Origin of the sequence: Bradyrhizobium sp. AUGA SZCCT0158 (assembly GCF_018130065.1) — a bacterium.
GTDB lineage: Bacteria > Pseudomonadota > Alphaproteobacteria > Rhizobiales > Xanthobacteraceae > Bradyrhizobium.
Genome location: NZ_JAFCME010000016.1, coordinates 91,663 through 109,375, shown reverse-complemented (window position 1 = coordinate 109,375; position 17,713 = coordinate 91,663). Strand labels below are relative to the sequence as shown.

Here is a 17,713-nt window from a genome sequence, read left to right as displayed (position 1 = left end):
GATGGCCTTCGTTCCTCCGCGCGACCGCGTGCTCGAGCATTCCACTTCGAATAGCCAGACCGTGTTCACGGTGACGGGCGCCGTCGATACATCGTTCAATGCGTTCTCGGCATTCATGAGCGTCGGGGATACGACGATCGGCGGCGTCGTCGAGCCTGGCGTCGCGTTCCGATCGGGAATCCTGACCTACAGCGCGACCAACGAGATCACGGTCACGACCACCAAGGAGAATAAAGGCACGTTCTCGTCCGGTGGCACGAAGGAAGTTTTCATGGGCCAGCCGGCGTTGTCGACGCTGCTGGTCGACGGGGCGCAGGCGCTCTCGGCGGCGCGGCGGGCGCAGGTTCGGGCCAATCTCGGCGCCGCTATAGATGAATTACAGAATGTATCATTTGCGGTCACAGCTTCGGCGGGTGCGTTAACGATCGCGCTCAAGGACGCGGACGGCAACGACCCGACGGCGACGACGCCGATCGCGCTTTCATTCCGCAATTCGTCTTTGACAGCCTCACCGAATACCCCCACGACGTTGGAAATACCGGTCGGGGTTTCTGTTGTCGTTCCTTCCACGTCGACTTGCGGCTTTATCAGTGCGACCGCGGGGCGGCTCTGGATTACGGGATGGAATGACGGCGGCACGTTCCGCCTCGGCGTTTTCAACGCCTCCACGACGACCCGCATTTTTTCGCTCAATGAGCACGGCATCGGCTCAAGTCTGCAGGCCGTCGCGGCAGGAAACAGCGCAGGACAGCACTATACCTCCGGTGCTGCCGTTACGAATAAGGCGTTCCGAATACTCGGCTACGTCGATTGGAATTCGAGCGGCGTTGCTACGGCCGGCACTTGGACAACGACAAACCTAAATAGCATCGTCACGTTCGGCCCCGGCATCAAGAAGCCCGGGGACGTGGTGCAGGCTGCTTTCGTCATCAGCAATGGCGGTGCCAGTGGCTCTACGAGCTTTGTGGATGTGCCGGGCACTTCGATTTCGTTCACGCCAACAAACGCTGCCAACATCATGAAGGTGGAGGCGGCCTTTAACGCACAGATCACCAACAGCGCTGGCAACAATATGCAGGGCACTTTCCAAATGTTGCGAAATTCCACGCCAATCCATGCCCTTGGTGTCGGGGCTTTCAATTCCACTGGTGGAACGGGTTACTTCGGCGCTGGCGCTTATCACGCTTGGGACAAGGCCAACTCAATTTCGGCTTTAACTTATAAGTCTCAACAGGCGACGAACGTGGGCGGCATCAATGTGGTAACGGCAAATTACAACGCGTCTGTTGAAGAATTGATGGGTTGAGCGGGTGGTGATCAAGCAAGCGGATGCCGGTATCCTCAATCCGATGTCTGGACCAACGCATCGTCTCCAGGGCTGCGGGGGAAGCTGCGGCGCAAAGGTTTCAATACCCGCACGGTCGGACACCGAGTTGACCGGGGAGAACAATTACGGTCGACCTGCAGGGCATTCTTGCGGGAAGCCTTTGACTTGATCGTCCACCATCACCATCAGAGATTTTGACACATGGCATTCAAACGCCCGAAGGCGCGCATCCTCGAGCGCACCATCACGGCCGGCAACGGCCCTTATGCGCTCGCGGGCGCGGTTGATGGTTCCTACAATGCATTCTCCGCCTTCATGTCGGTGGGGGACACCACGTTCATATCTGTGGTTGAGCCGGGTGTTGCGTTCTGGACCGGCATCGGGACCTACAGCGCTACCAACGAAATGACTTTGACGACGGTCGAGGAAACCAAGGGCACTTTCGGTGCCGGCACCAAGGAGATCATGTCCGGCACGCTGGCGGCGCGATCGGCAGTTCCGGACGATATTTCCGGCGCGATCGTTACCGGCGGGTCGTCGACCGCTTACACGGTGGCGAGTTACCGGGTCTATGACACCCTGGCGCGTCTGAACGGGAACATCATTGCCTTTGCGCCGCATGCGACCTCAGGCGCTGCGCCGACACTCAATGTCGACGGTCTCGGCGCCAAGCCGCTGCGCGCCGCGCCCGGCACCGACTTCCTGCCGGGCGTCCTGATCCAGGGAACGCCGTATCTTGCGCTCTACAACCATTCCGACCAGGTGTTTTACTTGCACGGCATGTTCGGCAACCCCTACAATGTGCCTCTGGCGTCTGGCATGGATTTCTGGGGACCGACAGCGCCGAACAGCGCATTCGCGTTCCCGATCGGGCAGGATCTGGATCGAACGATCTATGCAGCCTTGTTTGCCTTGATCGGCACCAACTATGGAAGCTCCAGTGGATCGACGTTCAAGCTTCCGGACAAGCGGGGGCGAACTTCTGTTGCGGCCGATGCCGGTATTGGACGTATTACTGGGGCAGTTTTCACTACCCTTGGCGCGGGCGGGACGGGCGGTTCTGAGTTAATCACGCTCTCGGCAGCTCAGATGCCGGCACACACCCATGCCAACACGCTGAATGATCCGGGCCATACGCATTCAGAGCGCTCCAACGATGGTGGGCAAGCCTTGGGCAATCTCAATCCAGGAGGCAATGCTTCGTCAACGACGACTGGTTCGTCGTTCACGGGCATCACCATCACCAATGCCAGCGCAGGAGGCGGAGCAGCCCATAATAACGTGCAGCCGAGCATCGTCTGCAACTACATCATGCGGGTTCTTTAGGTATCCACGGCTGCTTGCCGCCGTCTTTCGCTATGGCAAAGGCAAATTCGTTGCACTGGCTGGGCGCGGTTGCAGCGATTAGCCTTGAAAGAGGCTCGATCAAAAGTCCAACGGCGCGTAACCATCGATTGCCGCTCGCCGTGAACCTAGCGACAGGAATGCGGAGATCGTGAAAGAACTTTATGTTGGGAACGCGCGACGGGTCAAAGCTGACAATCGTCTTCAGCACCTCTCGTTCGGTCCATCGGTAGATGAAATTCGGAACACCAGTATCGGCCACGCCTCCTCTGCCGTCGACTGTGCTGGTGATTTCGTAGTCCATCGTTAGGCCGAGCCGGACAGCAACCCGCATGGCAAGATTATCGCGGGCCTCAAAGGCAACGGCGCACTTTCGGCACACCCGGTACATCTCAAGCAGGGCGCGGTGTGGCGAATAGCAGTGATGCAGCCCGGCGTGAACGATCACAACGTCAAACGATCCGTCCTCATAGGCAAGGTTTTCAGCGTCCTGCCGATGGTTCGCCATCCCGTTGTCAAGGTTGGTGATGGTGTAGTCCGTAAATCCGATCTTCCTCATTACCCGTTCGTCCAACGGGCCGCCGCAGACCACCAAAACACTATCGGAAACTGAGACGGTTCCGGCGGCCATCAGCCGTTCCAGAACGTCAACGTAAAACCCGGTCACAACATCTCTCATTTGCGCTTCCTACCACCACAACCCCACGGCGAAAACCCCTGAAATCGGAGAAATTGCCATGTCGTGGCGGCTTGCGCTCGCGGGGCTCCCGGAAGTCCGATCACACCCCGACGCTCACAAGAACACGAGAGCGTTCTAATCGCCTGGCGTCACGGCTACGCCGGCCAGAGGAGCAGAATCATAACCCAGCCAACCGTCCACAAGCCCACGACACCCACTAGAGCCCAATAAGACCACGGGTTTCGTTCCATCCAAGCTTCGATTTTCGAGCTTTCCTGGTCCGGAATCGGCATGCGGTTCTCCTGAAGCCGCGCTTCCTACCACCACAACCCCACAGCGAAAACCCTGAAAACGGAGAATATCCCCATGACCATTGCTGCTCTTGTAGCGGCCGGTCCGTTGCGCCTCGGCGCTATCGGGCCCGCCGTAACCGCCGTCCAGCTTGCCCTCCGCAATGACGGCCGCGATATCCAGGCTGATGGTGAGTTCGGTCCCGTCACGCAGACGGCTCTGAAGGCGTTCGAGGCGGCCCACGGCCTGAAGCCTGACGGGATTGTCGACGGCCCGACCGCCGCGGCCTTGGATAAGATCGCCCCGCCAACGTCCGTGATGAAGGTCGCGCCGTGGCTCGCCACCATGCGGGCCCTGACTGGTCTCAAGGAGGCGCCGGGCAGCAAGGACAACCCATTCATCATCGAAATGGCACATGAAATCGTGCGTCGATATCCGGACTTGAAGGGCAACGTCGGTTGGTACAATCACGACAGCATCCCGTGGTGCGGCCTGCAGCTGGCCTACGTCATGGCCGTGAACGGCATCAAGCCGAGCAAGGCGCCGTTGTCGTCGCTGGACTGGGCATCGTGGGGCCAGAAGCTTTCGGTTCCGACGCCTGGCGCGGTGCTGATCTATACCCGCACCGGCGGGGGTCACATCACGCTCTATGAAAGCGAGGATGCGAACTGGATCTATTGCCGCGGCGGAAACCAGTCCGACGGACTGAACGTCACCAAGATTCCGAAATCCCGGAAAATTCATGCCATCCGCTGGCCCGCCGGGGTCTCGCTGCCAACTGCGGGTCGCAAGTTCGGCGCCACCGGCAACGCTGTGAAGGCCGGCAGCGAGGCGTGAGCAATTTGCTTGGCCCGATCCTGGCGCTTTCTTTCGCCTGCGCGGTGATCGCTCTCACCTTCATCGCCTGAATTCCCGCCGCGCGACGGCATCGCGCAATCAAACCATCACTGGAGAACTGAAGCATGAATTGGGAACAGATCAGCAGCATCCTTCGCCACATCCTGACCTTTGGCGGGGGATTCATCGTGGCCAAGGGCTGGATCAGCGCTGATGCGCTGCCCGGCATCGTCGGCGCCATGATCACGATCGGCGGCGTCATCTGGGGTATGTTCAACAAGACCGAGAGCTCGATCGTCGCGTCGGCGGCGGCGCTGCCTGGCACGACTGTCGTCACGACCCCCGCGCTGGCGGCGGCGGTTACATCGCCGGATGCCGTGTCTTCGGCTGAAGTGAAGGTCGTCGCAAAATGATGTCCTGGATATCGCTCGCGCTCACGCTGCTCAGGATAACCAACCAGATCATGACGTGGGCGCGCGAGCGCGAGTTGATATCCGAGGGCTACGACAAGGCGATTGCGGAGGTTTCGCAATCCATCCTCATCAAGACGACCGCCGGCAAGGCGATCATGGAGAAGGTCAATGCGATGTCTGATGAAGAGGTCGATGCTGGTTTGCGCGGCCTTGAGCCTGAGTAGCTGCATGCATACCACGCCGCCGGTCGATTCCTTCTGCCAGATTTACAACCCGGTCGTGGTCCAGAAGGGCGATGGCTCGATCGCGGCAACGTCAGGCGTGAAGAAGCGCATCCTGGCGAACGAACTGACCTACCGGGATCAGTGCAAGAAAACCAAATGAAGCGGGCCGCGCCTTCGGTGCAACGTCGGCGCAGCCCTGACCCTCGACCGTTTCGTGGACGATCTCAGGCTGGGAATGATCCTGGCGTTCAAAGGTAGCTGGGAGATTAACGGTATGACCGAAGAGGTGCTGAAGCTCGGAACGGCCGGCATTATCTGCGCGGTGCTGCTCTGGGTGATCTATCGGTCGGAGCAGCGGGAAAAGCAGAAGGACGGCCGGATCCAGCTGCTGGAAAACCAGCTGACCGAAAGTTACGATGAACGGATTGCTGCGGCTGATCGCATGGCGGAAGCCATCCACAGCACGCGCGGCGCGCTTGTAGCCCTGACGAACGAACTAAGGGCCGGTCGCAAATGAATTCGATCCTCAACAACATCCGCCGCATCTTTACAGACGACGGCCGAAACGATCGGGATTTTACCGATCAGGAAAGCCGGCTGCAGACAGCCCGCGCCGCGCTTCTTGTCGAGGCGGACGAACTGAAGCGCGCGGCGGAATCTCTCGCCGATATCATCAAGGCGCGCGCCTAACCATAGAAGGTATCACCCCATGATCCGAACCGCACTTTACGCGGTGCTGGCGCTTGTCGCGCTCGCATCCGCTGCATTCTCCGAAACCTGCACCGCCAGCCAGTACGGCATCGGCGACGGCTACCACGGCCGCCGCACGGCCTCCGGCGAGCGGTTCAACACCCACGCCATGACAGCCGCGCATCGGACCCGCGCCTTCGGCTCGCTTGTGATGGTGACGAACTTGCGGAATGGCCGCAGTGTTTCGGTGCGCATCACCGATCGAGGGCCGTTCGTGAGAGGGCGCTGCATCGACCTGTCGAACGCCGCGGCGCGTGCGATCGGCATGGGCGGACTTGCCCGGGTCACCGTGCAGTGATGGAGGCGCGTAAGCTGGCGCTGACGTTGCTGGTGATGCTGGCGATCGGACTTTCGGCCTGGGCGGTCGAAACCCTGGTCGACCGCTACTGGGCGCGCATGGGCCTCGCCGGCCGTTTCCTCATCATGCTGGGGCTGGCGCTGGGTTTCGGCTTTGCTGCCATTGCCTTGGCGGCATGAAGGACGATCCGGAGCGCAAACTGCAGCGGGACGTGCTGCTGATGGTCGCCGGCGCGATGCTGTGCGGCGTCCTGTCGGTGCTGGGCTTTCTGCGCCTGTACGGCGTGATCGAGCCGAACACGATCGCCGCGACGCATCCCGCGGCACAGGCCAGAATCAGCAAAAGGACGATCTCGATCATGCCGCAGAGCCATGCGCGTTTGGCCGCGCGCAGCAAGACGGGATGACTACGGGGTTTGAAATCCGCGCCGGGCGGTTTCCCGGCAACAAAGGAGAAGACGAAAATGTCCAAAATCACCATGAGAGCCAAGATGCAGGTCAGCAAGGTCGAGCGGTTCAACGGCTCTGACAGGATCACCTGCAACGCCGTCGCGGCCAAGAGCTATCCGGAGGACGGGTCGGACGAAGACAACACCTATGCGAAGTTCAGCCCGTCAGGTGAGCTTTCCCTCACGATCGCGAACCCGGCGCTGTTGGGTGTGATCGAGGCGGGGCAGAAGTTCTACCTGGATTTCACGCCTGCCGAATAGCCGGTTGCGGCTCTACTTTTCTGGCCCGCCATCGGTCTCCGGTGGCGGGTTTTTCGCGTCTGCGGTCACAACGGGATATTCGAACGCGACACCTTCCGGATCATTATCGCGGAACCATGCATCGGCCGCGTCCGCGTTGGCGAACACCTTCAGATGGTCGGGGTCGCCAACGGCTTTATTCGTGTCGACGTAGATCCAGACTGTCTTCATCCGAACGTGTCCATCACGCGCGAAAAAGCCGGATGCTGCCGGTTCTTTACCTTTCGCCACTCACAGATCCGTGGCCGGTACTTCCGCAGGAGGTGCTTTGAGACCAGGCCTTCAAGCTTCATGCGGCACGAGGCGAGAAACAGGTGCGGCCCGATCTCACCGCGCTGGAAGGGCGCGACGAAGATGCCCTCCGGCCGGCCCTTCAGCAGTTTCCCCAGCCGGGCCTTGCGTTCAAACAGCGGCAGGTCCCTCAGGTCGTCGCCGCCTTCCGCGACCAGGTCGAACGCGTAAAGCTGCGCTTCCTCATTGTGCCGGTTGGAATGCAGCGCGTTGAAATCGGAGATGCCCTGGACGTCCAGCACGCAAATCTCGCCATCGATGGTGAAGCGTTGCTGGCGCATCTTCAGCGCCGTCTCGACGATCCATGGAAACCTCCATGTCCAGTCGAGGCCGCTCTTCGACAGCAGCTTGACGTCACGGCCGTCGCGGTCGATGCGCCCGCGGTAGCCGTCGTATTTGACTTCGTGAATCCAGTCGGGGCCGGTGGGAACTGCCTTGGCCGAAACCGGCTTGCAATACTCAAATTTACGCATGGTCGGAAGATAGGTGCTCGTTGGCCGAAAATAACATAGGAACAGGCGGGAGCGGCTGCCGTTGGAATCCAGTGTCCTGAGTGACATCGGACACATACCTACGGCGGCCCCAGTGGCGTCCCCTGCTGGGGTCGCTGCTTTGGTCCTAAACCTGAAGCGGGAGCGGCAGCTGTACGCCGATCTTGCGGCCGAGCTGGCCTTCGATGAAATCCTGCAGGCCTTCGGACACGTCTCGGCCCTCGGCGCTGATCCGGCGCTCGAGCTCGCGGGCGATGTCTTCGGAGGCGTCGCGCGACCAGCCTTCGGATGGATTGAAGGCGACCACCCGCAGCACGGTGCCATACTCGCCGGCGAGCAGGTCGCGGATCAGGGTCGAATAGTCGACGCCTTCATCAGTCTCGCGGAAGGCCGCGCCGCTACTGAAATCTTCGAGAACGATATAAAAATCCCGGTCCAAACGGTCGTTTGGAATGATCGACGGCGAACTCATACGCAACTCCACACGCCCCGATCCCAAGATAGGGCAGGTTGTTGAGATTGCGAATCGAGGACTTGGTTCCGCTTTCCGCGCCGCAGCATATCAAATGTTATGGCACCCCACCGGGGTTCGTGCGTTAATGATTTATCACAGCCCGGTTCGTGGCATTCATCTGTGATGAGAACGCCCATCACGCGCTCCCGCCCCCTCTAATGGAAGGAGCGCGCCATGGGTACACGGCGACGTGTCAAACATCTTTTATCTCTTAACGAGCGTCTTGAGCAGGAAGCCGCGCGACTGCGCGCTCAGGCTGAACAACTGCCCTATGGTCCGGTGCGCGATAAGCTCATGCGCAAGGCTCGCCAGCTGGAAACCGCAACGCACGTCGATGAATGGATTTCTTCGCCCGGCCTGCAGGCCCCACTTTGAGCGAGAAATCGCCTCCGATCCTGATCCATGTCGAGAACCCAACATTCTCAGGCAAGGGAAGCATAATCATCCTTGAGCTAGCGGATGAGGCTGCTGCTTTAAGGGTCGCGCGAAAAATCGCTGACGAAACCGGGCGCGGCGTGACAGTGCGCCATGCCGATATGGGCTTGATAGGGACCATATCCGCCGCCAAAACCCACTAGGAAGAAAAATCGCCATGACCGAAGGACAACGTTTCAAACAAGTCGATCCGCTAGATCACAGCCTTCTGAAGGAGGCTGAACGTCGCTGGAGGAAGGCTCGGAGGGTGCTGGTGGAGCGCGACACGCTTGCTAGCGAGGTGCGACTTGCAGAGGCGGCGGCGTCTAACAAGAAGGTTGCGATGTCTAAGCGAATAGATCAGAGCCGGCCTGAGTAAGCTTCACGAATGTCCCGCTCTCGTGCAGCACCAGCCAGCCCTTGTCGATCGCATATTTGAGGCAAGCGCTGTATTGCGCCGGCGTGGCCTTGTCGCCGAACAGGAAGGGGCCGTTGATCTTCTCGATATAGATGCGGTTGTCCTGGATGGGCTCGAAGGCCTGTGCGTGCTCCATCAGGCGGCGGGCTGCTTTCTCCGGGTCGGAGTAGGGGCTTTCGCTGGTGAATTTCATGGGGAGGCCTGTTCTTCTTCAGCCAAGTGAGCCGCGTAGATGTGACGGTCCATGGTGCTGATGTCGATCGTCGCGCCGCAGTAGCATGTCGATCGGCCATCGGTTGACTGTGTGGGCAGTTTGAAGCCGGTTTCCCACATTTTCTGTTTCCAGCGGTTCCAGGCGCGCTGCTGGCGGTAGCTGGCAAAATCCTCTTCGGTGCATCTAGGCTGTATGGTTTGCCACGCGCGATCGAACGCGAGCCGGGCGTGTTCAAAATCCACAGCCGTACCGGCGTCAGCAAGCCCGCGTTGGGACGCTGGATGAAAGCCGCAGTACCAGCCCCACTGGTCGACAGTGCCCGGCACGCCGGCGCGCTTGCCGATCCTGCCGACCTGGACATCGCCATAGAAGACTTGCCAGTGATCGTCGCGGCGGTCGCGATCGCGGCGGCGGGTGAGGGAAGTCATCGCCGTTTCGCCTTTGCCGGCTCCGGATCCGGCCGGGCGTAAGTGAGACCGATAATGTGCGCCCGTTGTCGGCGACTGTAATGGCGGCCTTCGCTGCATGGCAGGCAATAGAGCGCAGCCTCAAGTTTCCAGATCGGCGTTTCGGCCGGATGCGTCAGGCCGCGGAGCGGGACCAAGGAGACATGTTCGCAGCGATTGCACTTCGCTTCCAGCAGGTCGTAACCGCCATTGATGGCCTTGCCGATCGTCGGCTCGGCTTGCGGATCGCCGGGGGAGGGCATCGCCGGTCCGCCGGCCCACATGATCGCGTTCCAGGCTTCGCATTCCAGCCGGTCGGCCTCGCGGATTTTGGCTTCCGCCGCGCTGCGGATCAGGACGGACTCCCGGTACTGACTGTTGTGCAGCCCGTGCGCCTGGCGGATGCCTTTCGCCTGCGCCTTACGGTCGCCGCCGGACAGCGGAATATTGATGATGCGGGGGGACATGGCGTCATTAAACGCCGCTCGCGGCAGTGCTGCAAACGCCGCTAGCTGTTGTGGTGTATGGTTCGGTCGGCCGCTACATCGCGGTTCAAACCAGATAGACGGGGCGGCAAATCCGCTCAACTCGGACGGTAAACGACGTGGCTTTAAAATCGGGCTGAAGACGTCGCCTCGGTGCACGTGGGCAAGCTTCACAGTATTGAGGGCTGGGGATGAACCTTCCCTGCTCGGGGCGGGACTAAAGGTATGGTCACAATGCCACACCTCTCAAAAAAGAGCGATTTTGGGAACAAATCCTCCAAATTAAGCTTGATTTTAGGTGGGCTGGTCCCACAGGCGCATTGCTTAGTTCCCCCAAAAAGGAGATATTAACGTAGATTCTATTCCTTGGTTTCGGATCACAGATTCGATAAAAGTCAAGGGTATGGGTCATTGAATGGGGCAATGCGATACTATATCGTGGTGACCAGAGAGAAGCGGCCCGGATCGGGGAACCGGTCGGGTTGCATGCTCGTGTTTTAACGAATGAGTTACCGAAGTTTCATGCGGCATTCATTCGTTAGGCCACAATGTAGGTCTAACCTACCGAGAATCACTCGGTATTTGGAGCAAAGAGGAGCACGCAATGAGCAAAACGAGTTGCGATGATCTCGCTAACCGCTTCGAAAAGATGGCTGCCGACGGCCTCTTGGATGTGAAGTTCTATGTGGCTGGCCGCGAGCTTGTCACTGAGCAGGTTTGCCGTGAAGTTAATCGCCTTTATGAGGCGCTTGAACGCGGTGAATCCGCGGAACTTGACTTCAAGGATAGTCATAAGTCATAATTTCGTTATCGATCAGCGAGTCGCACACGGCCCTAGCGTCCTGCTAGGGCCGTTATTTTTTGGCAGTAATCATAATGCTCGTGTCACAGGAGAAGTTGAGATCCACCTACCGTAAGGTGAAACAGATCAAGGAGCATATGAAGGCATATAGCCTTGCTCCTGACCGCGCCAAGCTGTCCGTGGAGGACTTGCAATGGTGCATTTCAGATTTTTATGGTGTCACCATCGAAAAAATCGAGGTGGATTTTGAAGGCGATACTCTTCGTGGGTTAATCGAGCGGTACGAAAGTAGCGCGCGTATTCTCGTGCGCGCTGGCCAGGGCGAAGAGTGGATGCGGTTCACTACCGTTAAAGAGCTCTGTCACATTCTCATCGATGAGCGGGAAGATTGGTCTCCGGCCGGTCATGATACGATCGACAGCATGCTTCTCGAAGACTTCCTGGATGAGCACGAGACGGAAGAGACCGCTAAGGCGCGTAAGCTGGCAGCCGCTTCGGCCCAGTCGGAAAAACTCGCTGTAATCGCCGCCACGGAGCTCATGTACCCGCATGAGTACCGGGAAGCGGACGTTCGCTCCATTGCTGAGGGAAAGACGACTCTCAAGGCAATCGCGCTGCATTTCCATGTGCCGGTTTACGTGGTGGGAAGCGCCCATCACCCCGGCCGCATGGAATTGGCCCGAAAGGGTTGGCAGCTGGCTAACTCGTAGCCTAAATCCCCTATGCGGCTGTCCTATTAGGATAGCACCCAAATCGAGACTGTCTTGAGAGGTTGTCTAGGGGTCTTTTGCTGGCCCGCCGCCGTTCTTGGCCATCGCGGATCGGCAAAATGATGTGACACTTTCGGCGATTGTGCGCGGGGTCGCCGCGTCCCGAAGTGTCACACTCTGTTAGAGAGGCTCAGGATTTTTCGCCCTGTCACGGCGGAGGCCGCGGGTTCGAGTCCCGTCTCTCGCGCCATTTTTCATGGCTTAACGACAAATCCCCAATCGTCGGACTGGAACTCGGTTGCGCTCAAACGCGGCCCGATAGTTCCAGCGTGCGGCAGAAGTGGCTGCGCAGCCAACAAAAAAGCCGCCCGAAGGCGGCCGTCTTGCCGGTGCTGAGAACAAAATCCCTTAGCGGACCGTCGAGGTCTGCGAGCTGGTGATGACCACCGGCTTGCCCGCCTTCACGACCTGGGTCTGGGCTGTCTGGGTGTATTCCGAATTGGTGCGCGCCGAGATGCCGAAAGCTGCCACCGCGATACCAGCCACGAGCGCCACAACCACGATCTTCAGGTGGGTCGAACGGTCTGCCGAGTGAATTGAGTGGTTCATGTGATGCCTCCGAGGCGTCTATGCGCCATCTGATGGCAAGAGATGTACGCCTCGTCTGTTTCGGGACGGTTTCGTGGATTCCGTGAAATGGTTTCGTCCGGCGGGTTTTTGGGGCGGTCTTGCGCCTTTTCGGCGTCCTTAGGCGGTTCCCTGTTGGCGCGGCGAAGGCATAATCCAGCCAGGCCGAGATGAAACATAAGCAATAACAATAGGATAAGACGAGGTCGGCTGCTTACCCGTTTGTTTGATGTCCGCGCGTATCGACACCGGACGAGATGAACAGCAGCGCGCCTACACGTGACCTCGGCCGGCAGAAGCGAATAGCGCGCGGCGCCTGCGCCATGGTCGTTCTTTAGTTCGTCCGTTGATCATGCCGGACGCGAGCGGGCCGACGCCCCTGGCCAAAGCAGGTTGCGGTGAATCAGGATGATCGCGGACGCCGGCGCTCGCATGCTCGGCTTGGCGACGTGTGTGCGATCGCAAAAATCGGCCCGAGACGGAAGCCGGCGCCACGGTTTTGAAATCCTGCGTCAGCATGCACATCGCGAACACCGGAGCGGCGCGCCCGGACATCCTGTTGGTTGATCGGCACACCAATTGCGCGCCGCATGAGCAGGGTTCGCATGGATGGATTGCGCGTGGAGCACGGCGCGAAACGCAGGCCGGGGTGGCGACGGCAACGCCCTGCTTTCCTGAGTTGTCCACGGCGTGGGAGCGCCGGTTAGACCACAAAATAGCTTGTCTTGCGCCCTCTGTTGCGCTGCGCTAAGCCTCAAGAATAATTCCAATCAGCGAATCTGCGGCTGTCCGAAACCGCAGGAAAAGGTCCCGCCGATGAACGGCATCCTGCAGAATTACCTTCCACTTATAGTGTTTGTCGGGGTGGCAAGCCTGATCGGTCTGGCGCTGTTGATTGCCCCGTTCCTCGTCGCGTTCCAGCAGCCGGATCCGGAAAAGCTTTCCGCCTATGAATGCGGATTCAACGCTTTCGATGACGCCCGCATGAAGTTCGACGTCCGCTTCTATCTGGTGGCGATCCTTTTCATCATCTTCGACCTCGAGGTGGCGTTCCTGTTTCCGTGGGCGGTGGCTTTCGGCAAGCTCGGCGCCACCGGCTTCTGGTCGATGATGGTGTTCCTCGCCGTCCTCACGGTCGGCTTTGCCTACGAATGGAAGAAAGGCGCGCTCGAATGGGATTGAGCCCCACCGCCGTATCGCACAGGTCTTCGCCGGTGATCGCGCCGGCCGCGACCGGCATTATCGATCCCTCTACCGGCAAGCCGGTCGGCGCCAATGACCCGTACTTCCTCGAGGTCAATCACGAGCTTTCGGACAAGGGCTTCTTCGTCGCCGCGACCGACGATCTCATCACCTGGGCGCGCACCGGCTCGCTGATGTGGATGACGTTCGGTCTCGCCTGCTGCGCCGTCGAGATGATGCAGGTGTCGATGCCGCGTTACGACGTCGAGCGCTTCGGCTTTGCGCCGCGCGCTTCGCCGCGGCAGTCCGACGTCATGATCGTTGCGGGTACGCTGACCAACAAAATGGCGCCGGCGCTGCGCAAGGTCTACGACCAGATGCCGGAGCCCCGCTACGTGATCTCGATGGGGTCGTGCGCCAATGGCGGCGGCTATTATCACTATTCCTACTCGGTCGTGCGCGGCTGCGACCGGATCGTGCCGATCGACATCTACGTGCCCGGCTGCCCGCCGACGGCGGAAGCGTTGCTCTACGGCGTGCTGCTGCTGCAGAAGAAGATCCGGCGCATCGGCACCATCGAACGCTAAGGTTTCAGGTCAATGGATGACGGCAAGCTCGACGCCTTGGGGCAGACGATTGTTAGCGCGCTTCCGGGTGCGGTCAGCGGCCATGCGGTCGCGTACAACGAACTCACGATCACGATCGATGCGACCAAAATCGTCGAGGTCGTCAAATTCCTGCGCGACGATCCCGCCTGCCGTTTCGTCAGCATCATCGACGTCACGGCGGTGGATTATCCCGGCCGCGAAAAGCGCTTCGACGTGATCTATCACTTCCTGTCGCCTGTGCTGAACCGTCGCCTCCGCGTGCGCGCCGAGGCCGACGAGACCACGCAGGTGCCCTCGATCATCGACGTGTTTCCCGGCGCCGACTGGTTCGAGCGCGAATGCTACGATCTCTATGGCGTGATCTTCACCGGCCATCCCGACATGCGCCGCCTGCTGACCGATTACGGCTTCGACGGCCATCCGCTGCGCAAGGATTTCCCGCTCACCGGCTTCGTCGAGGTGCGCTACGACGACCAGGAGAAGCGGGTGCTGTACGAACCCGTCCGTCTCAACCAGGAATTCCGCAAGTTCGATTTCCTCTCGCCATGGGAAGGCGCCGATTATCCGCTGCCCGGCGACGAGAAGGCGGAGCCGAAGGCCTGACCATGAACGAACAGAATCTTCGCAATTTCACGATCAATTTCGGACCGCAGCATCCGGCAGCGCACGGTGTGCTGCGTTTGGTGCTGGAGCTTGATGGCGAAGTCGTCGCCCGCGTCGATCCGCACATCGGGCTCTTGCATCGCGGCACCGAAAAGCTGATCGAGCAGAAGACGTACTTGCAGGCGATCCCGTATTTCGACCGGCTCGATTACGTCGCGCCGATGAACCAGGAGCATGCGTTCTGCCTCGCAGCGGAAAAGCTGCTTGGCATCACGGTGCCGCGCCGCGGGCAATTGATCCGCGTGCTCTATAGCGAGATCGGCCGCATCCTGTCGCATCTGCTCAACGTCACCACGCAGGCGATGGACGTCGGCGCGCTGACCCCGCCGCTGTGGGGTTTTGAAGAGCGCGAAAAGCTGATGGTGTTTTACGAGCGCGCCTCCGGCTCGCGCATGCATGCGGCTTACTTCCGCCTCGGCGGCGTGCATCAGGATTTGCCACCAAAACTGATCGACGACATCGACGCCTGGTGCGATCCGTTCCTGCAGGTCGTCGCCGACCTCGAAACGCTGCTCACCGGCAACCGCATCTTCAAGCAGCGCAACGTCGATATCGGCGTGGTGCCGCTGAAGGAAGCCTGGGAGTGGGGTTTCTCCGGCGTGATGGTGCGCGGCTCCGGCGCGGCCTGGGATCTGCGCAAGGCGCAGCCTTACGAATGCTATGCCGAGATGGATTTCGACATTCCGATCGGCAAGAACGGCGACTGCTACGACCGCTACTGCATCCGCATGGAAGAGATGCGCCAGTCGGTGCGCATCATGAAGCAGTGCATCGCCAAGCTGCGGGCGCCGGACGGGCAGGGGCCTGTCGTCGTCGAGGACAACAAGATCGCGCCGCCGCGTCGTGGCGAGATGAAGCGCTCGATGGAGGCGCTGATCCATCACTTCAAGCTCTATACCGAGGGCGTTCGCGTGCCGGCCGGCGAAGTCTACGCCGCGGTCGAGGCGCCGAAGGGCGAGTTCGGCGTCTACCTGGTCGCCGACGGCAGCAACAAGCCCTACAAGTGCAAGATCCGCGCGCCGGGGTTTGCCCATCTGCAGGCGATGGACCACATCTGCAAGGGCCATCTGCTCGCCGACGTCTCGGCCATCCTCGGTTCGCTCGACATCGTGTTCGGAGAGGTCGATCGGTGATGGCGCAGCCGCCAATCCAGTTTGACCGGGCTTCGGGTGCGCTTGACGGCGCCAACCCGTGGGAGCGGCTGGCTGCGGTTGCGCTGACGCTGGGATCGAAAATATCGTCGAACTTTTCGCATCGCGGCTACAATATGTGCGCCAATCTGCTGCGCAGGACGTTGCCCGCGCGCGACATCGACGTCAGGCTGAATGCGGACGCGACGTTCGCATTCCCCTATGGCGACGGCTACTGGAGCAAACTGCTCAACCGCACGTTCGCCTATGAGGACGAACTCGAATTGCTGTTCAAGCATTCCGCCGACGTCGACTACACGCTGCTCGATTGCGGCGCCAATTACGGCTACTGGTCGGTGTTGGTCTCGAGCAAGCCGTTCGGTTCGCACAAGGCGATCGCGATCGAGCCGTCGGGGCAGAATTTTCCAAAACTTGCCAACAACGCGAGGCTCAACGGCAACCGCTTTGACGTGATGAAATGCGCGATCGGCGCGGCGCGCGGCACCGCGCGATTGAGCGGCACCAAGCATGAAGCCTTCAGCATCGCCGGCGACCAGACCGGCGGCGAGGAAGTGCCGGTCATTGCGCTCGACAATCTGCTCGACGACGGCAAGGTCACGGCCGGCGGAAAATTCCTGATCAAGCTCGACGTCGAAGGCGTCGAGATCGAGGCGATGAAGGGCGGCAAGCGGTTGCTGGAAAGCGACAGCGTGATCCTGTGCGAGGAGCACGGTAACGATCCCCAGCATACCGTCTCGCGCTACATCCTCGACCAGACCCCGCTGAAGCTGATCGTCTACGATCCGCGCAGCAATCGCCTTGAAACCGTGACCGACCTTTCCATCCTCGATCGCATCAAGGTTTCAACCCACGTCGGCTACAACGTGTTCGGCACCGCAAGCGCATTCTGGCTCGACCGGATCAACGCGCTCAATGCGAAAGCCGCAGCCCCGCGCGCAATGAGAGACTGAACGATGTCCGTCCGCCGCCTCGCACCAAAGGAACTGCAGCCCGCGAGCTTTACGTTCTCCGAGGAGAACCTCGCCTGGGCGAAAAAGCAGATCGAAAAATATCCGCCCGGACGGCAGGCGTCCGCGGTAATCGCGATCCTGTGGCGCGTGCAGGAGCAGCATGAGGGCTGGGTTTCGGAAGCCGCGATCCGCGCGGTCGCCGATCTCCTGGATATGCCCTACATCCGCGTGCTTGAGGTCGCGACGTTCTACACCATGTTCCAGCTGCAGCCGGTCGGCAAGAAAGCCCATGTCCAGGTCTGCGGCACCACGCCGTGCCGTCTGCGCGGCGCCGAAGACATCATCAAGGTGTGCCAGAGCCGCATCCATCACGACCCCTTCCATCTGTCGAAGGACGGCAATTTCAGCTGGGAAGAGGTCGAGTGCCTGGGCGCCTGCGTCAACGCGCCGATGGTGCTGATCTGGAAGGATACCTACGAGGACCTGAACAAGGAAAACTTCGGCAAGGTGCTGGACGGCTTTGCCTCCGGCAATCCGCCGAAGCCTGGACCGCAGATCGACCGTCAGTTCTCGGCGCCGGTAGGCGGTCCGACGACGCTGAAGGAAACCACATGACGCGCGGTCGCACTTTGCGAACGGGCGGGCCGGGGAGGGCCGCTGCGATGAAAACCTGGCAGTTGATGACCCTTCACGCCCTGGCCGCGGCCACGTTCATTTTTCTGCTGCAGCGCTACGCGCTGGGCGCCTCGCTTGATTCCGCTTTGTTGTGGGCGCTGACCTTCGGCGGATGCGCCGCGGGGCTCGCTTACTCTCAGTCAAAACGTTGATCCCGGAAA

Annotated in this window: 31 protein-coding genes; 23 read left to right on the top strand and 8 right to left on the bottom strand. The window is 60.3% G+C overall.

What is annotated here, in order from left to right; translation table 11 throughout:
- Position 1 precedes the first annotated feature (1 nt).
- Together JQ574_RS22735 and JQ574_RS22730 are read left to right on the top strand one after the other, a co-directional pair.
- Positions 2-1,306 (top strand): hypothetical protein, encoded by a 1,305-nt coding sequence (locus JQ574_RS22735; protein ID WP_212383897.1) that lies wholly within the window; start codon positions 2-4, stop codon positions 1,304-1,306.
- A 222-nt stretch (positions 1,307-1,528) separates the two neighbouring features.
- Positions 1,529-2,653, top strand: a complete 1,125-nt coding sequence (locus JQ574_RS22730; protein ID WP_249119522.1) for a phage tail protein — start codon at positions 1,529-1,531, stop codon at positions 2,651-2,653.
- Here the strand turns inward: JQ574_RS22730 and JQ574_RS22725 are convergent.
- A complete protein-coding gene (locus JQ574_RS22725) occupies positions 2,637-3,350 on the bottom strand; it encodes a class I SAM-dependent methyltransferase (protein ID WP_212383895.1) in 714 nt (237 codons plus the stop codon). The genes JQ574_RS22730 and JQ574_RS22725 overlap by 17 nt on opposite strands.
- A gap of 366 nt (positions 3,351-3,716) precedes the next feature.
- On the opposite strand from JQ574_RS22725, the gene JQ574_RS22720 reads away from it, so the two are divergent.
- The 10 genes from JQ574_RS22720 to JQ574_RS22675 all read left to right on the top strand — a co-directional run bounded on the left by JQ574_RS22720 (position 3,717) and on the right by JQ574_RS22675 (position 6,872).
- A complete protein-coding gene (locus JQ574_RS22720; RefSeq protein ID WP_212383893.1) occupies positions 3,717-4,478 on the top strand; it encodes a TIGR02594 family protein in 762 nt (253 codons plus the stop codon).
- A 125-nt stretch (positions 4,479-4,603) separates the two neighbouring features.
- Positions 4,604-4,891, top strand: a complete 288-nt coding sequence (locus tag JQ574_RS22715) for a hypothetical protein (protein ID WP_212383891.1) — start codon at positions 4,604-4,606, stop codon at positions 4,889-4,891.
- Complete coding sequence (locus JQ574_RS22710) at positions 4,888-5,115, top strand: hypothetical protein (RefSeq protein ID WP_212383889.1); 228 nt, start codon at positions 4,888-4,890, stop codon at positions 5,113-5,115. Before JQ574_RS22715 ends, JQ574_RS22710 begins: the two co-directional genes overlap by 4 nt.
- 4 nt (positions 5,116-5,119) lie before the next feature.
- Positions 5,120-5,275, top strand: coding sequence for a hypothetical protein (locus JQ574_RS22705; protein WP_212383887.1), 156 nt, complete (start codon positions 5,120-5,122; stop codon positions 5,273-5,275).
- A 114-nt stretch (positions 5,276-5,389) separates the two neighbouring features.
- Positions 5,390-5,632: a hypothetical protein gene (locus tag JQ574_RS22700; RefSeq protein WP_212383885.1), complete on the top strand. Its 243-nt coding sequence runs from the start codon at positions 5,390-5,392 to the stop codon at positions 5,630-5,632.
- Positions 5,629-5,805 (top strand): hypothetical protein, encoded by a 177-nt coding sequence (locus JQ574_RS22695; protein WP_212383883.1) that lies wholly within the window; start codon positions 5,629-5,631, stop codon positions 5,803-5,805. The genes JQ574_RS22700 and JQ574_RS22695 overlap by 4 nt, the downstream gene beginning before the upstream one ends.
- Positions 5,806-5,824: 19 nt before the next feature.
- Positions 5,825-6,163 (top strand): septal ring lytic transglycosylase RlpA family protein, encoded by a 339-nt coding sequence (locus tag JQ574_RS22690; RefSeq protein ID WP_212383881.1) that lies wholly within the window; start codon positions 5,825-5,827, stop codon positions 6,161-6,163.
- On the top strand, positions 6,163-6,342 hold the full coding sequence (locus JQ574_RS22685) for a hypothetical protein (protein ID WP_212383879.1): 180 nt from the start codon (positions 6,163-6,165) through the stop codon (positions 6,340-6,342). The genes JQ574_RS22690 and JQ574_RS22685 overlap by 1 nt, the downstream gene beginning before the upstream one ends.
- Complete coding sequence (locus tag JQ574_RS22680) at positions 6,339-6,569, top strand: hypothetical protein (protein ID WP_212383877.1); 231 nt, start codon at positions 6,339-6,341, stop codon at positions 6,567-6,569. Before JQ574_RS22685 ends, JQ574_RS22680 begins: the two co-directional genes overlap by 4 nt.
- A 57-nt stretch (positions 6,570-6,626) precedes the next feature.
- The gene (locus JQ574_RS22675; protein WP_212383875.1) at positions 6,627-6,872 is read left to right on the top strand and encodes a hypothetical protein; all 246 of its coding nucleotides are present in this window, start codon (positions 6,627-6,629) and stop codon (positions 6,870-6,872) included.
- A 12-nt stretch (positions 6,873-6,884) separates the two neighbouring features.
- Here JQ574_RS22675 and JQ574_RS22670 read toward each other — a convergent pair whose 3' ends face one another.
- The 3 genes from JQ574_RS22670 to JQ574_RS22660 form a co-directional block, all read right to left on the bottom strand.
- Positions 6,885-7,082, bottom strand: coding sequence for a hypothetical protein (locus tag JQ574_RS22670; RefSeq protein ID WP_212383874.1), 198 nt, complete (start codon positions 7,080-7,082; stop codon positions 6,885-6,887).
- Positions 7,079-7,675 carry a DNA ligase gene (locus JQ574_RS22665; RefSeq protein WP_212383872.1) on the bottom strand — a complete coding sequence of 199 codons (597 nt, stop codon included), beginning with the start codon at positions 7,673-7,675 and terminating at the stop codon, positions 7,079-7,081. Before JQ574_RS22665 ends, JQ574_RS22670 begins: the two co-directional genes overlap by 4 nt.
- Before the next feature lie 145 nt (positions 7,676-7,820).
- A complete protein-coding gene (locus tag JQ574_RS22660; protein WP_212383870.1) occupies positions 7,821-8,165 on the bottom strand; it encodes a hypothetical protein in 345 nt (114 codons plus the stop codon).
- A 216-nt stretch (positions 8,166-8,381) separates the two neighbouring features.
- Here JQ574_RS22660 and JQ574_RS22655 point away from each other — a divergent pair, with 216 nt between their 5' ends.
- Both JQ574_RS22655 and JQ574_RS22650 read left to right on the top strand, forming a co-directional pair.
- Positions 8,382-8,582: a hypothetical protein gene (locus JQ574_RS22655; RefSeq protein WP_212296149.1), complete on the top strand. Its 201-nt coding sequence runs from the start codon at positions 8,382-8,384 to the stop codon at positions 8,580-8,582.
- Complete coding sequence (locus tag JQ574_RS22650) at positions 8,579-8,785, top strand: hypothetical protein (RefSeq protein ID WP_249119521.1); 207 nt, start codon at positions 8,579-8,581, stop codon at positions 8,783-8,785. Before JQ574_RS22655 ends, JQ574_RS22650 begins: the two co-directional genes overlap by 4 nt.
- A 183-nt stretch (positions 8,786-8,968) precedes the next feature.
- Here the strand turns inward: JQ574_RS22650 and JQ574_RS22645 are convergent, their stop codons facing one another.
- The 3 genes from JQ574_RS22645 to JQ574_RS22635 are packed head-to-tail and all read right to left on the bottom strand — an operon-like array spanning position 8,969 to position 10,358.
- Complete coding sequence (locus tag JQ574_RS22645) at positions 8,969-9,232, bottom strand: hypothetical protein (protein ID WP_212383868.1); 264 nt, start codon at positions 9,230-9,232, stop codon at positions 8,969-8,971.
- Entirely contained in the window at positions 9,229-9,681 is a 453-nt protein-coding gene (locus tag JQ574_RS22640) for a hypothetical protein (protein ID WP_212383866.1), read from the bottom strand. Before JQ574_RS22640 ends, JQ574_RS22645 begins: the two co-directional genes overlap by 4 nt.
- On the bottom strand, positions 9,678-10,358 hold the full coding sequence (locus JQ574_RS22635) for a hypothetical protein (protein ID WP_212383863.1): 681 nt from the start codon (positions 10,356-10,358) through the stop codon (positions 9,678-9,680). Before JQ574_RS22635 ends, JQ574_RS22640 begins: the two co-directional genes overlap by 4 nt.
- 430 nt (positions 10,359-10,788) lie before the next feature.
- Between JQ574_RS22635 and JQ574_RS22630 the strand changes: the two genes are divergently transcribed.
- Entirely contained in the window at positions 10,789-10,986 is a 198-nt protein-coding gene (locus JQ574_RS22630) for a hypothetical protein (RefSeq protein WP_212383861.1), read from the top strand.
- A gap of 74 nt (positions 10,987-11,060) precedes the next feature.
- Positions 11,061-11,696: a hypothetical protein gene (locus tag JQ574_RS22625; RefSeq protein WP_212383859.1), complete on the top strand. Its 636-nt coding sequence runs from the start codon at positions 11,061-11,063 to the stop codon at positions 11,694-11,696.
- A 408-nt stretch (positions 11,697-12,104) separates the two neighbouring features.
- Here the strand turns inward: JQ574_RS22625 and JQ574_RS22620 are convergent, their stop codons facing one another.
- Entirely contained in the window at positions 12,105-12,305 is a 201-nt protein-coding gene (locus tag JQ574_RS22620; RefSeq protein ID WP_212208116.1) for a hypothetical protein, read from the bottom strand.
- Between the two features lie 834 nt (positions 12,306-13,139).
- On the opposite strand from JQ574_RS22620, the gene JQ574_RS22615 reads away from it, so the two are divergent.
- Genes JQ574_RS22615 through JQ574_RS22585 form a run of 7 tightly spaced genes read left to right on the top strand, consistent with a single transcriptional unit; the run spans position 13,140 to position 17,704 of the window.
- Complete coding sequence (locus tag JQ574_RS22615) at positions 13,140-13,505, top strand: NADH-quinone oxidoreductase subunit A (protein ID WP_192733458.1); 366 nt, start codon at positions 13,140-13,142, stop codon at positions 13,503-13,505.
- A complete protein-coding gene (locus tag JQ574_RS22610) occupies positions 13,496-14,092 on the top strand; it encodes an NADH-quinone oxidoreductase subunit B family protein (protein ID WP_212383857.1) in 597 nt (198 codons plus the stop codon). Before JQ574_RS22615 ends, JQ574_RS22610 begins: the two co-directional genes overlap by 10 nt.
- A gap of 12 nt (positions 14,093-14,104) precedes the next feature.
- Positions 14,105-14,716, top strand: a complete 612-nt coding sequence (locus JQ574_RS22605) for an NADH-quinone oxidoreductase subunit C (RefSeq protein ID WP_212208115.1) — start codon at positions 14,105-14,107, stop codon at positions 14,714-14,716.
- Between the two features lie 2 nt (positions 14,717-14,718).
- Positions 14,719-15,909: an NADH-quinone oxidoreductase subunit D gene (locus JQ574_RS22600; RefSeq protein ID WP_192733455.1), complete on the top strand. Its 1,191-nt coding sequence runs from the start codon at positions 14,719-14,721 to the stop codon at positions 15,907-15,909.
- Positions 15,909-16,877, top strand: coding sequence for an FkbM family methyltransferase (locus JQ574_RS22595; RefSeq protein ID WP_212208114.1), 969 nt, complete (start codon positions 15,909-15,911; stop codon positions 16,875-16,877). Before JQ574_RS22600 ends, JQ574_RS22595 begins: the two co-directional genes overlap by 1 nt.
- A gap of 3 nt (positions 16,878-16,880) precedes the next feature.
- A complete protein-coding gene (gene nuoE / locus JQ574_RS22590) occupies positions 16,881-17,492 on the top strand; it encodes an NADH-quinone oxidoreductase subunit NuoE (RefSeq protein ID WP_212208113.1) in 612 nt (203 codons plus the stop codon).
- On the top strand, positions 17,489-17,704 hold the full coding sequence (locus tag JQ574_RS22585; RefSeq protein ID WP_212208112.1) for a hypothetical protein: 216 nt from the start codon (positions 17,489-17,491) through the stop codon (positions 17,702-17,704). Before nuoE ends, JQ574_RS22585 begins: the two co-directional genes overlap by 4 nt.
- Positions 17,705-17,713: the final 9 nt, after the last annotated feature.

What these genes read in the sequence shown, in the direction of transcription:
- JQ574_RS22725 (WP_212383895.1), bottom strand. Translation starts at nt 3,350, where the DNA reads ATGAGAGATGTTGTGACCGGGTTTTACGTTGACGTTCTGGAACGGCTG.
- JQ574_RS22685 (WP_212383879.1), top strand. Translation starts at nt 6,163, where the DNA reads ATGGAGGCGCGTAAGCTGGCGCTGACGTTGCTGGTGATGCTGGCGATC.
- JQ574_RS22625 (WP_212383859.1), top strand. Translation starts at nt 11,061, where the DNA reads ATGCTCGTGTCACAGGAGAAGTTGAGATCCACCTACCGTAAGGTGAAA.
- nuoE (WP_212208113.1), top strand. Translation starts at nt 16,881, where the DNA reads ATGTCCGTCCGCCGCCTCGCACCAAAGGAACTGCAGCCCGCGAGCTTT.
- JQ574_RS22640 (WP_212383866.1), bottom strand. Translation starts at nt 9,681, where the DNA reads ATGACTTCCCTCACCCGCCGCCGCGATCGCGACCGCCGCGACGATCAC.
- JQ574_RS22675 (WP_212383875.1), top strand. Translation starts at nt 6,627, where the DNA reads ATGTCCAAAATCACCATGAGAGCCAAGATGCAGGTCAGCAAGGTCGAG.
- JQ574_RS22660 (WP_212383870.1), bottom strand. Translation starts at nt 8,165, where the DNA reads ATGAGTTCGCCGTCGATCATTCCAAACGACCGTTTGGACCGGGATTTT.
- JQ574_RS22595 (WP_212208114.1), top strand. Translation starts at nt 15,909, where the DNA reads ATGGCGCAGCCGCCAATCCAGTTTGACCGGGCTTCGGGTGCGCTTGAC.
- JQ574_RS22735 (WP_212383897.1), top strand. Translation starts at nt 2, where the DNA reads ATGGCCTTCGTTCCTCCGCGCGACCGCGTGCTCGAGCATTCCACTTCG.
- JQ574_RS22695 (WP_212383883.1), top strand. Translation starts at nt 5,629, where the DNA reads ATGAATTCGATCCTCAACAACATCCGCCGCATCTTTACAGACGACGGC.
- JQ574_RS22715 (WP_212383891.1), top strand. Translation starts at nt 4,604, where the DNA reads ATGAATTGGGAACAGATCAGCAGCATCCTTCGCCACATCCTGACCTTT.
- JQ574_RS22615 (WP_192733458.1), top strand. Translation starts at nt 13,140, where the DNA reads ATGAACGGCATCCTGCAGAATTACCTTCCACTTATAGTGTTTGTCGGG.
- JQ574_RS22705 (WP_212383887.1), top strand. Translation starts at nt 5,120, where the DNA reads ATGCATACCACGCCGCCGGTCGATTCCTTCTGCCAGATTTACAACCCG.
- JQ574_RS22645 (WP_212383868.1), bottom strand. Translation starts at nt 9,232, where the DNA reads ATGAAATTCACCAGCGAAAGCCCCTACTCCGACCCGGAGAAAGCAGCC.
- JQ574_RS22720 (WP_212383893.1), top strand. Translation starts at nt 3,717, where the DNA reads ATGACCATTGCTGCTCTTGTAGCGGCCGGTCCGTTGCGCCTCGGCGCT.
- JQ574_RS22680 (WP_212383877.1), top strand. Translation starts at nt 6,339, where the DNA reads ATGAAGGACGATCCGGAGCGCAAACTGCAGCGGGACGTGCTGCTGATG.
- JQ574_RS22585 (WP_212208112.1), top strand. Translation starts at nt 17,489, where the DNA reads ATGACGCGCGGTCGCACTTTGCGAACGGGCGGGCCGGGGAGGGCCGCT.
- JQ574_RS22630 (WP_212383861.1), top strand. Translation starts at nt 10,789, where the DNA reads ATGAGCAAAACGAGTTGCGATGATCTCGCTAACCGCTTCGAAAAGATG.
- JQ574_RS22605 (WP_212208115.1), top strand. Translation starts at nt 14,105, where the DNA reads ATGGATGACGGCAAGCTCGACGCCTTGGGGCAGACGATTGTTAGCGCG.
- JQ574_RS22655 (WP_212296149.1), top strand. Translation starts at nt 8,382, where the DNA reads ATGGGTACACGGCGACGTGTCAAACATCTTTTATCTCTTAACGAGCGT.
- JQ574_RS22610 (WP_212383857.1), top strand. Translation starts at nt 13,496, where the DNA reads ATGGGATTGAGCCCCACCGCCGTATCGCACAGGTCTTCGCCGGTGATC.
- JQ574_RS22700 (WP_212383885.1), top strand. Translation starts at nt 5,390, where the DNA reads ATGACCGAAGAGGTGCTGAAGCTCGGAACGGCCGGCATTATCTGCGCG.
- JQ574_RS22670 (WP_212383874.1), bottom strand. Translation starts at nt 7,082, where the DNA reads ATGAAGACAGTCTGGATCTACGTCGACACGAATAAAGCCGTTGGCGAC.
- JQ574_RS22710 (WP_212383889.1), top strand. Translation starts at nt 4,888, where the DNA reads ATGATGTCCTGGATATCGCTCGCGCTCACGCTGCTCAGGATAACCAAC.
- JQ574_RS22730 (WP_249119522.1), top strand. Translation starts at nt 1,529, where the DNA reads ATGGCATTCAAACGCCCGAAGGCGCGCATCCTCGAGCGCACCATCACG.
- JQ574_RS22690 (WP_212383881.1), top strand. Translation starts at nt 5,825, where the DNA reads ATGATCCGAACCGCACTTTACGCGGTGCTGGCGCTTGTCGCGCTCGCA.
- JQ574_RS22600 (WP_192733455.1), top strand. Translation starts at nt 14,719, where the DNA reads ATGAACGAACAGAATCTTCGCAATTTCACGATCAATTTCGGACCGCAG.
- JQ574_RS22665 (WP_212383872.1), bottom strand. Translation starts at nt 7,675, where the DNA reads ATGCGTAAATTTGAGTATTGCAAGCCGGTTTCGGCCAAGGCAGTTCCC.
- JQ574_RS22620 (WP_212208116.1), bottom strand. Translation starts at nt 12,305, where the DNA reads ATGAACCACTCAATTCACTCGGCAGACCGTTCGACCCACCTGAAGATC.